The 4,414-nt window shown below is 73.2% G+C and carries 5 protein-coding genes; 4 read left to right on the forward strand and 1 reads right to left on the reverse strand.

The window, feature by feature from the left end; translation table 11 throughout:
• The 3 genes from ACFV4N_RS40280 to ACFV4N_RS40290 form a co-directional block, all read left to right on the forward strand.
• Positions 1 to 297 (forward strand): carbohydrate ABC transporter permease (locus ACFV4N_RS40280; RefSeq protein WP_499677954.1); only part of this gene is annotated, 297 nt, incomplete at its 5' end.
• Positions 294 to 1,115, forward strand: coding sequence for an ABC transporter permease subunit (locus ACFV4N_RS40285; protein ID WP_499677955.1), 822 nt, complete (start codon positions 294 to 296; stop codon positions 1,113 to 1,115). The genes ACFV4N_RS40280 and ACFV4N_RS40285, both read left to right, overlap by 4 nt.
• The gene (locus ACFV4N_RS40290; protein WP_499677956.1) at positions 1,115 to 2,173 is read left to right on the forward strand and encodes an ABC transporter ATP-binding protein; all 1,059 of its coding nucleotides are present in this window, start codon (positions 1,115 to 1,117) and stop codon (positions 2,171 to 2,173) included. Before ACFV4N_RS40285 ends, ACFV4N_RS40290 begins: the two co-directional genes overlap by 1 nt.
• Before the next feature lie 54 nt (positions 2,174 to 2,227).
• Here the strand turns inward: ACFV4N_RS40290 and ACFV4N_RS40295 are convergent, their stop codons facing one another.
• The gene (locus ACFV4N_RS40295; protein ID WP_499677957.1) at positions 2,228 to 3,187 is read right to left on the reverse strand and encodes a hypothetical protein; all 960 of its coding nucleotides are present in this window, start codon (positions 3,185 to 3,187) and stop codon (positions 2,228 to 2,230) included.
• 352 nt (positions 3,188 to 3,539) lie between these two features.
• On the opposite strand from ACFV4N_RS40295, the gene ACFV4N_RS40300 reads away from it, so the two are divergent.
• A partial coding sequence (locus ACFV4N_RS40300) for a Clp protease N-terminal domain-containing protein (protein ID WP_499677958.1) occupies positions 3,540 to 4,414 on the forward strand: 875 nt, incomplete at its 3' end.

Below are 4,414 nucleotides of genomic sequence, written 5' to 3' on the forward strand. Positions count from 1 at the left end.
CGCCTGCTGGGCGCGAGCGGCCCCCGGCTGGTGCGCGACGTGGTGTTCCCGCACATCCGCGGGCACGTGCTGACCAACACGCTGCTCATCAGCCTGTGGACGGCCAACGACTTCACGCCGTTCCTGCTGACCGCGGGCGGGCCGAACCACGAGTCGGAGGTGCTGCCCGTGCTGATCTACCGCCAGGCGCTGGAGGGCGGCCAACTCGGGTACGCCTCGGCCCTGTCGGCGCTGCTGCTGGTCGGCAACCTGCTGGTCGCGCTGGTCTACCTGCGGCTGCTGCGGAGGCGGGCGTGACCCCGGCGCGGGTGGTGCGCCGGCTCGGCTTCCACGTGCTGATCGCGGTGGTGCTGGCGTTCTTCGCGGTGCCGATGCTGTGGCTGGCGTCCGCGCCGTTCGACGCCGAGCCGGGGCTGGGCGTGCGGTGGCCGGACTGGACGACGTCGAACGCGCGCGCCGCCCTCGCCCACCCGTACGCGCTCACCTCCCTGGTCAACTCGCTGGTGCTGTGCGTGGTGGCGACCGCGGTGACCGCGTCCCTGGCCGCGCTGGCCGCCTACTCGCTGTCCCGGGTCCGCGTCCCGGGCCGCGACGCGCTGCTCTACCTGCTGCTGTTGCTGTCCAGCGTGGTCACCGGCACCGCGGCGATGGTGCCGGTGTTCGTGCTGATGCTCCAGCTCGGCCTGATCGACTCGCGGTTCGGCACCGCCCTGGTGATCGCGGGCGGGATGCTGCCCGCCGCGATCTTCATCCTCAAGGACTTCATGGACACCGTGCCGCGTTCCTACGAGGAGGCCGCGCGGGTGTTCGGCGCCTCGCCGGCGCAGGTCCTGGGGCACGTGGTGCTGCCCGTCGCCCGCCCCGGCGTGGCGGCCGTGGTGGTGTGGTCGTTCGTGAACGCGTGGGGCAACTTCCTGCTGCCGTTCCTGCTGCTGCGCGACGTGGGCCGCCAACCGGCGGCGGTGCTGCTGCGCACCCTCCAGGACGAGGGCGGCAACGCCAACCTGACCGTGCTCCCGGTGTTCTCGCTGCTCTACTACATCCCGGTGGTCGTGCTGTACCTGCTGGTGGACAAGCGCTACGGGTTCCGGTTCCACGGGGGGATCAAGAGCTGATGGCGGGCATCGACATCACCGGGCTGTCCGTCGAGTACCCGAACGGGGTGCGCGCCGTGGACGGGCTCGACCTGCGCGTCGCCGACGGCGAGCTGTTCGCCCTGCTCGGCCCGTCGGGCTGCGGCAAGACCACGCTGCTGCGCACCATCGCGGGCCTGGAGCAACCGGTCTCGGGCGCGGTCTCGATCGGCTCGCGCGAGCTGACCGACGTGCCGCCGGGCGATCGCGGCGTGGCGATGGTGTTCCAGGACTACGCCCTGTTCCCGCACATGACCGTGGCGGAGAACATCGCCTACCCGCTGCGGGTGCGACGCGCGCCCAGGGCGCGGCAGCGCGAGGCGGCCGAGCGGGTCGCGGCCGGGCTGAGCCTGTCCGGGCTGCTCGACCGCAGGCCGGGCCAGCTGTCCGGCGGGCAGCAGCAGCGCACCGCGCTGGCGCGGGCGATCGCGGTCGAGGCCGACGTGCTGCTGCTCGACGAACCGCTGTCGAACCTGGACGCGCGGCTGCGGCTGGAGGCCAGGACGTTCCTCAAGCGGTTGCAGCGCGAGCTGGCGCTGACCACCGTGTTCGTGACGCACGACCAGGCGGAGGCGCTGGCGCTGGCGCACCGGATCGCGGTGATGGAGGCGGGGCGGGTCCGGCAGCTCGGCACGCCGCGCGAGGTCTTCCAGCGGCCGGCCGACACGTTCGTGGCCAACTTCATCGGCTCCACCCCGATGAACCTGCTCGACGGGACCGCCCGGGACGACGGCGTCGAGTGCGCCGGCGCGCGCCTGCCCGGTCCGCCCGGGCTGCCCGCCGGCACGCCCGTGGTGGTCGGCGTGCGGCCCGAGTACCTGCACGTCGCCGAGGACGGCCTGACCGGCCGGGTGTCCACCGTGGAGAACCTGGGCGTGACCTCGCTGGTGACCCTGGAGTGCGCGGGCGGCGCGCTGGTCAGCCTCACCGTGCCCGAGCAGGGCGAACCGGCCGCCGGCGAGGTCCTGAGCGTGCGCCCCGCGCCGGGGCGCCTGCTGTGCTACGGCGCGGAGGACGGCCGCCTGCTCGGGGTGCGGTGACCCGGTGAGGTGGTCCGGTGCGCCCCCCCCGGGAGCCGCACCGGACCACCGGCCTCAGTGCGTCACCTGCCAGTGGCTGTTCGCCGTCTGGAGGGTGAACGACAGGCCGTAGCAGCCGAAGTCGGTGCTGTTGACGCTGCCCGGAGGCGTGACGGTGGAGTTGGCGGTGGTCAGCGGGGTCCACGTGCTGCCGAGCTTGATCTTGAGGTTCGCGGCGTGGTACTGGGTGCCGTAGGTCTCCGTGCAGTAGTGGCCCTGGCCCGTGGCCGGGTTGTACTCGGAGTAGATCTCGAACATGCTCCAGCCGCCGTGCGTCTCGCTGAGCTTCGCGGTGTCGGCGCTGGTGAACAGCGCGTCCCAGCTGGAGGTCGTGTAGTTGTAGAGGTAGGCGGTCCAGGAGTTGGTCACCGCGTTGGTCTGCACGTCCAGCACCTCGTAGGCGGGCAGGCCCTGGAACGACGTGGTGTAGGTGCTCAGGAAGGTCGAGTCGATCCAGGCCACCGCGGCGAAACCGGGCGAGGCGGCGCACCAGTCCCACGCGCCGACGCCGTTGCCGCCCTGCCAGTAGAACGTGGTGACCTCGATGCAGGTCTTCCCGCTCGGGACCAGCGTCGGGGCGTACACCACGTCGGGGTTGCCCGACGGGATGCTGATGCCGGGGTTGACCGTGTGGGTGGCCTGCGCCCCGATGGACGACACGGTCGGGAACGCGCCCCAGACGACGTGCAGGGAGCCGCTCCACGGCGTGATGGTCGTGGTGTCGGAGGTCTTGGCGTCCCCGGTCCGACCGGTGCGCGCGGACTCCCCGCGCCTGAGGACGCCCGAGCTGACCTGCGGACCGGCCGCGGCCCTCGCCGCGTCACCGCGCAGCGCGGGCACGAGCCTGCCGCTGACGGGCGAGTCCGGCGTCGGCGCGGCCACCTCGACCGGTTTGTCCGGCGTGGCGCCGGAGGCTTGGGAGAGCGGGGCGAGGAGTGCGCCACCGGCCAGCAGGGCGACGGCGAGCAGGCGCACCGGTGACCGGCGCGATGACCTCGTTAACGGCATTGCCTCTGTTTTCCTCTCAACGGGAGAACCGGCGCACCGCAGACGAAGAAGGACGCAGGTGACACGTCTGAGTGTCCCCCCAGGACACTGCGGTACCCGAAGCCTGCCCGGGTGCGACGGGGTCGGCCAGAGGCCAATCGGGGGCTGTGCGCCGGTGCTGCGGTTCCCCGCAAGTCACCCGATCGTGCACAGTGCACGGCGGTCCGCGCCGTTGCCGCGGCCGGCAGGTTTGTGGCGCCCACCTCCGGCAAGCCCCCACGGGACGATGTCGAACCGGACCGCGCGGGACCTCGGGCGGCGCCGACCTGGAGGGTGTGCGATGACCGGTTTCTTCGGACCGGGCGGTCCGGGCAGGAGCCCCTTCGACGAGTTCCTGGCGCAGTTCTTCGGCGCCAATCCGGTCGGGCGCAGGTCGAACCCGGTCGACATCACCGACCTGCTCAGCGAGCAGGCCAGGGACCTGCTCGCCGATGCGGTCAACCAGACCGCCGAGTGGGGCCGCACCGACCTGGACACCGAGCAGCTGCTGTGGGCGGCCACCCGGCAGCCGACCTCCAGGGCGCTCGTGGAGCGCGCGGGCGCCGACCCGGACGCGTTGGCCGGGCAGGTCGAGCGCCAGTCGGCGACCGGCGGGCCGCGCCGGGGCCCGGTGCGGCTGACCCCGGCGGCCAAGCGCGTCATCCTGGACGCCCACCAGATCTCGCGCGGCCTCGGCTCGTCGTACATCGGGCCCGAGCACCTGCTGCTGGCGCTGGCCGCGAACCCCGCGTCGGGCGCGGGGCGGCTGCTCGGCGAGGCGCGGGTGACCCCGGAGAACCTGGCGGGCCGCGGGCCCGGCGCCGCCGACCGGGGGAACCGGCCCGACCGGGAGGGGGTGCTGGAGCAGTTCGGGCTCGACCTGACCGACCGGGCCCGCGCGGGCGACCTCGACCCGGTCATCGGGCGGGACGACGAGATCGAGCAGACCGTCGAGGTGCTGTCGCGCCGGACCAAGAACAACCCGGTGCTGATCGGCGAGGCCGGTGTCGGCAAGACCGCCATCGTGGAGGGCCTGGCGCAGCGCATCGCGGCGGGCGACGTGCCCGACGTGCTGGCCTGCAGGCGGGTCGTCCGGCTCGACCTGCCCGCCATGGTGGCGGGCACCCGCTACCGGGGCGACTTCGAGGAGCGGATGACGAAGCTGCTGGAGGACTG

The sequence above is a fragment of the Actinosynnema sp. NPDC059797 genome (assembly GCF_042732085.1).
Lineage (GTDB): Bacteria > Actinomycetota > Actinomycetes > Mycobacteriales > Pseudonocardiaceae > Actinosynnema.

Coding starts and splice junctions, on each gene's coding strand:
- ACFV4N_RS40290 (WP_499677956.1), top strand. CDS start 1,115: ATGGCGGGCATCGACATCACCGGGCTGTCCGTCGAGTACCCGAACGGG.